Origin of the sequence: Ralstonia sp. RL, assembly GCF_001683835.1 — a bacterium.
In the GTDB taxonomy this organism is placed as follows: domain Bacteria; phylum Pseudomonadota; class Gammaproteobacteria; order Burkholderiales; family Burkholderiaceae; genus Ralstonia; species Ralstonia mannitolilytica.
Map to the genome: position 1 here is coordinate 1 of NZ_LWRX01000069.1, position 3,740 is coordinate 3,740.

The window sequence follows — 3,740 nt, forward strand, 5'->3', positions numbered from 1 at the left end:
CACCACGGCACACAACGATTGAAGAAAGAGGATGCCTATGTACGCCGCCCCCCTGACCCAACAGCAAACTGTGTCGGCACCGTCCCGGTTCACTGCCGGGCGCACGCAAGACACAATCGAAACCCGTCTATGGCTCGAAGAGCACAATTGGATTTATGCGCTGTTGAAGAGCGAGCACAACGTCTCGCCGACGTTTCGCTGTCCCGATCTGATCAGCGCCTGCGTGTCACTGGTGTTCGCTGGTGATGATGCTGCGACGCGCATCTTCGAGTTCCTCGGCACAGAGTTGATCCTGCGTCCACCGCATAGCCCGCGCCGCCGCGAATCGATGTGGATGCCACAATACGAACTGCTGCTGGCGGTGCAGCGGTCCCCCGCAAACCGGCACCCGAATCCGAAGTTTCAGCTCGACCAGTTGACCACTGCCTGCGTGGCGCTCAGTTACAAGGCCGATCCGTCGGGTGCGCAGGTCCTGGCGCAAGCACGGATCAACATGGCAAACCGGATGGCAAAAACGCAGGAACCGTGGGCGACCGGTTGAATCCGTCGCAAGACCAGACCTGCATTAGCGGGACGTAGCATCCTGCCCCGCTGATTCACCCGCAGTAACACCCCGCCTGGGCAATCGCTGCCAAGGCTCACCCGAACCCGACCACGGCCGGACATTCCGGTCCTGACACCGATGTCGCGCATGGTGCGCGGCGCAATGGTCCTCGCTGGGGTGAGTCATGCGGCATTTTCAAATCGCCGGACTTCTTGTTCTGCTCTGTGCTCCCGTCTGCGCGCAGGCCTGCTGGGAACAGGCAGCGCAGCGCTACGGCGTATCGGCCGAACTGCTCTACGCAATCGCCCGGGTCGAGTCACGCCTGAATCCGCAAGCGGTCAACCTCTCGCACCGCCAGCGGACCGGCTCATACGACATCGGGCTGATGCAAATCAACAGCTCGAACCTGCGCACACTTGCACGGTACGGCATTCACGAACGCGATCTCTATCAACCGTGCACCAGCATCCATGTCGGCGCCTGGCTGCTTGCGCATAGCTTTGCGCGCCACAGCACCACGTGGGAAGGCGTCGGTGCCTACAACGCCGCATGCAGTCAGCTCAAGGGCGCCGCGTGCCAGAAAGCCCGCGCCAAATATGCATGGCTGGTCTATCGGCAGCTCCCGTCGCAGCAAGCTTCACCAAGGCAAGCGGCATCAACGAAGGTTGCGCATTCTCGGATTGCGTCCCAGGGCACGCAGCCGTTCGCCCATTCCGTGCGGGTGTCGCCATGATGTCGCAAGCGATCCGGCTTCTCTCGGCGTTCAGCATGGCAACGGGAACCGTTCTGCTCGCGGCGTCGTGCAGCCTGCCCCTGCAGCGGCATATCGAACAGGCCGGCCGCGCTAGAGCCGACCAATCTCACCATTCCCGGAAAATCGCGCAGCTCAATTTCGGTCGCGACGCATCGTTTGCGCTTTGCATCGAGCCGGCCTGCCCCGCTGTCACGCGCAAAACGCTGACGATCAAGCCGCAAGCGCCCGCCAATGCGATCCCGCCGTCCGTCGATATAGCGGCGACGTTGGATCCCGGCGAAGTGGAATTGAAAGTCCAGCGCACAAGTGTCCGGTCCGCGGTTGCCCCCGCCCCGCCGACCGAACATCTTCGCGCACCGGTCATCGTGACCTTCGCCTCCGGCAGCGCCGCACTCTCGAGCGCCGCCCGTGCCGCGCTCGACCAAGCCGTTTCAGGCGCACGCGCGGCCGACCGCATCGTCATCGCCGGCCGCACCGATAACTTCGGCAGCAAAAGCGCCAACCAGGCCCTTGCGCTGGCGCGTGCGCGCGCCGTTCGCGATTACCTGCGCTCCAGGCTTCCCTCCTATCCCAGCCATGCCTTCACGCTCGATGCACAAGGCACGTGCTGTTTCACCGCATCCAACGACACGCCGGAAGGCCGCCGGCAAAACCGGCGTGTCGAGGTCGTCTTCAGCGTTCCCGGGCAGGTGGCGCCATGACGCTTGATTTCCCACCTGCTCGCACCCGCTTGTCGTCTGCAACGCCAGCGCATTTTCCCTTCCACTTTCCTTTGGAGAACTCCATGAATACCGCACTGATCAACGTCCCCGCAACTCGCCATTCCCCGAACCGCAAATCACTGGCGGCCGCTTCTCTGATGCTCTTGCTCCTGACCGGCCTGTGCGTCGCCTTCCCGGGCTACGCGCTGGACCTGGTGGCCTTCACCGGCATCACCGGTCCGCTGACGTCGGCACTGACCCAGATTTCAGCGCTGGGACCGGGCATCAAGGCCCTGGTCGGGTTCGTCGGGTTCGTCGTCGCCCTGATTTCGCTGTCCGCATTGCGCAACTTCGGGCCGGTGCTGTTTTACGTCGGCCTGGCGATCTTCGCAGCGGTCGGCCTCGTGATCGCCGGCGCGATCATGGGTGCGGTTCTCTGACGATCGACGCTCGGACTTTCTATCACCAGCGGGAGCGTGCCATGCAAGCGGACACCTACATTCCACGGCGTCTCGACGACCAATGGAAGATCGGCTTCTGGGACATCGATGTCGCCGCCCCGGTGTTGTTCTTCTTTTTCGTGGGCTACCTCGCCGGCACCAAGACCTCGTTCGCCGTCTGCATGGCGATCGGGATCTTCCTCTCCCGCTGGCTCTCCCGCATCAAGGCGGACAAGCACCCGGCCTTTGCCATGCACTGGGTCTACTGGTGCCTGCCGCCCAACCCGCTCACGGCAATGCGGGGCACGCCGCCTTCCCACTTGCGCCGCATGGTCGGCTGAAGCGCACAGGAGCCTGCTATGGACTTTGCCAAGCTCGATAACGATCTGAAGGAGATGCGCAAGCGCAACCGGAGCCTGGGTCTGACCGTCAGCGGCCTGATCCTCGCATTGCTCCTGTGCCTGGTGATCATCCTCAATCTGATCGGCACGGAACGCACGATCGTCGTGCCGCCGTCGATCGACAAGACCTTCTGGGTCACCAAGGACCGCGTCAGCCGCGAGTATCTGGAGCAGATGGGCAGCTTCATCGCCTGGCTGATTCTGGATGTGTCTCCGGCATCAATCGATTGGAAGAAAGACATCCTGCTCAACTACGTCGCCCCCGATGAGCACGGCGCGATGAAGTCACGCCAGGAAATCGAAGCGGAGAGGCTCAAGCGCATCAATGCCAGCACCTCCTTTCTGCCGCAGCAGCTCGTCCCGCATGAAGACAAGCAAACCGTCGTCATCCGCGGCCGCCTGCGTACGCAGGTGAACGGTCAGGACACGGCCACGGAAACCAAGGCGTACCTCGCCGAGTTCCAGTACGCCGGCGGCCGCATGCACCTGAAAGCCTTCAAGGAGACTTCCCAATGAACAAGCCATGGCTTTTGCCGCTGCTGGCGACGCCGTTCGCGCTCGCCAGCCTCCCTTCCCATGCGCTGCAGGTGGTCGAAGCGCGCGATGGCGTCGCTGTCGAAGCGGTGATCTCGCTCAAGGAACCAACCCGCATCCGCATCGAGAACGCGCCGATTACCGACGTGTTCGGGAATATCCATTCGAGCAATTGCGGCCAATCTGCCTCCGCAGCGGGGACAGGCGTTGCCCCATCTCCGGCGCCCGCCGTCAATCCGACCGGTGAAATCGTCCTGGAATGCGACCGGGACAAGGGCGAGATTTATGTCCGCCCAGTTGGCACCTCGGCCAAACCGGTCAACTTGTTCGTCTCGTCGGCGAGCGCGACTTACACGCTGCTGCTGC

7 protein-coding genes are annotated in these 3,740 nt (G+C 62.9%); all 7 read left to right on the forward strand.

Annotated elements, in window-relative coordinates; all coding sequences use genetic code 11:
- Nucleotides 1-37 precede the first annotated feature (37 nt).
- Nucleotides 38-541, forward strand: coding sequence for a hypothetical protein (locus A6M56_RS07550; protein ID WP_286757965.1), 504 nt, complete (start codon nt 38-40; stop codon nt 539-541).
- Between the two features lie 187 nt (nt 542-728).
- On the forward strand, nt 729-1,277 hold the full coding sequence (locus A6M56_RS07555) for a lytic transglycosylase domain-containing protein (protein ID WP_286757967.1): 549 nt from the start codon (nt 729-731) through the stop codon (nt 1,275-1,277).
- Nucleotides 1,274-1,999 (forward strand): OmpA family protein, encoded by a 726-nt coding sequence (locus tag A6M56_RS07560; protein ID WP_286757969.1) that lies wholly within the window; start codon nt 1,274-1,276, stop codon nt 1,997-1,999. Before A6M56_RS07555 ends, A6M56_RS07560 begins: the two co-directional genes overlap by 4 nt.
- An 83-nt stretch (nt 2,000-2,082) precedes the next feature.
- A complete protein-coding gene (locus A6M56_RS07565) occupies nt 2,083-2,439 on the forward strand; it encodes a hypothetical protein (RefSeq protein ID WP_286757971.1) in 357 nt (118 codons plus the stop codon).
- Between the two features lie 41 nt (nt 2,440-2,480).
- Nucleotides 2,481-2,780, forward strand: a complete 300-nt coding sequence (traL, locus tag A6M56_RS07570) for a type IV conjugative transfer system protein TraL (RefSeq protein ID WP_286757973.1) — start codon at nt 2,481-2,483, stop codon at nt 2,778-2,780.
- An 18-nt stretch (nt 2,781-2,798) separates the two neighbouring features.
- A complete protein-coding gene (traE, locus tag A6M56_RS07575; protein ID WP_286757975.1) occupies nt 2,799-3,356 on the forward strand; it encodes a type IV conjugative transfer system protein TraE in 558 nt (185 codons plus the stop codon).
- Nucleotides 3,353-3,740 (forward strand): TraK domain-containing protein (locus A6M56_RS07580; RefSeq protein ID WP_286757977.1); only part of this gene is annotated, 388 nt, incomplete at its 3' end. The genes traE and A6M56_RS07580, both read left to right, overlap by 4 nt.